This window comes from Streptococcus sp. GMD1S (assembly GCF_000296875.1).
In the GTDB taxonomy this organism is placed as follows: domain Bacteria; phylum Bacillota; class Bacilli; order Lactobacillales; family Streptococcaceae; genus Streptococcus.
Genome location: NZ_AJQY01000152.1, coordinates 1 through 1,219, shown reverse-complemented (window position 1 = coordinate 1,219; position 1,219 = coordinate 1). Strand labels below are relative to the sequence as shown.

At 36.6% G+C, this 1,219-nt stretch carries 3 protein-coding genes; 1 reads left to right on the top strand and 2 read right to left on the bottom strand.

Annotated elements, in window-relative coordinates; translation table 11 throughout:
* Nucleotides 1-324 (top strand): RadC family protein (gene radC, locus GMD1S_RS07870; protein ID WP_000001697.1); only part of this gene is annotated, 324 nt, incomplete at its 5' end.
* A gap of 14 nt (nt 325-338) precedes the next feature.
* Here the strand turns inward: radC and GMD1S_RS07865 are convergent.
* Nucleotides 339-824 carry a hypothetical protein gene (locus GMD1S_RS07865; protein WP_001002682.1) on the bottom strand — a complete coding sequence of 162 codons (486 nt, stop codon included), beginning with the start codon at nt 822-824 and terminating at the stop codon, nt 339-341.
* Nucleotides 825-847: 23 nt separating this feature from the next.
* Nucleotides 848-1,219: gamma-glutamyl-gamma-aminobutyrate hydrolase family protein (locus GMD1S_RS07860; RefSeq protein ID WP_000520017.1), on the bottom strand; the 372-nt coding region annotated here is incomplete at its 5' end.

Here is a 1,219-nt window from a genome sequence, read left to right as displayed (position 1 = left end):
GATAAAAAACAAGAGCACCTAGTGGCGCTCTATCTCAATACTCAAAATCAAATCATTCATCAGCAAACTATTTTTATCGGCTCTGCGACACGCAGCATTGCAGAACCAAGGGAAATCCTTCACTATGCCATCAAGCATATGGCGACTTCTGTTATTTTAGTCCACAATCATCCATCAGGCGCAGTAGCACCTAGCCGAAATGATGATCATGTAACCAAGTTAGTCAAGGAAGCCTGTGAACTGATGGGAATTGTGTTCTTGGACCATTTGATTGTCTCTCACTCTGATTACTTTAGTTACCGTGAAAAGACGGATTTGATTTAAGATTGCACATGATCTTACTCAATTACTTTTAAAACATAGGAATCTACTTCTGCCATATTGATAACAGGAAGAGGTTTTATCGTGGGTACAAGTAAATCTTCTTGAACGATAAAGTTGACAATCGAATTGAAATCTTCGATTTTATAATATCTTTTTTTATGAATGAGAATATCTCTGTAAAAGTAAAGACGTGAATGAAATTTACTTTTTAGTTTAGCATCTGCCTTTTTACAAAATAGTTTTGCCTTTTTAGACATTTCTTTCAGCTGTTTTTCTTTTTGAGATAGTTTATCGAAATTCTCTTTATTCTTAGAAAAAGATTGGTAACTTTCCGCTGTTAAAAGTCTATAGAGATTAGAAAGATGAAAGCAAACCCTTATTTCTTTTTCATTGTTTGATAAGAAATAAGGGTTTGCTTCCTTTTCCTTATAAGATATGAAAACATTAGCTTCTATATCTCTCAAAATCTCATGAGTAGAAGGTATTTTAATTTCATTCATGATTAATAACCTATTTATAAGTCCTAGAGTTCGTTAACAACATAGTCAAACAGCGTTTTATCTTTGGGGCGGTTTTCAAAGAGAAATTCAGGATGCCATTGAACACCAAGATAAGGGAAGCCGTCCGTAGTTGTCACAGCCTCAATGATTCCATCTTTAGGATCATGTGCTACAACCTTAAGATTTGAGGCTAGATCTTTAATGCTCTGGTGGTGGAAGGAGTTGATGTGAGAGATTTCTCCATAGATTTCTCGGAGAATGGTATCAGGTTCCGTTACGAGGCGTTGGGTCGTGTATTCGGCTGAACAGTCCTGCCAATGATCCTCGATATCTTGGTATAGCGTGCCTCCCATGGCGACATTGAAAAGTTGAGTACCCCGACAAACAGAGAAAAT

Coding starts and splice junctions, on each gene's coding strand:
- GMD1S_RS07865 (WP_001002682.1), bottom strand. CDS start 824: ATGAATGAAATTAAAATACCTTCTACTCATGAGATTTTGAGAGATATA.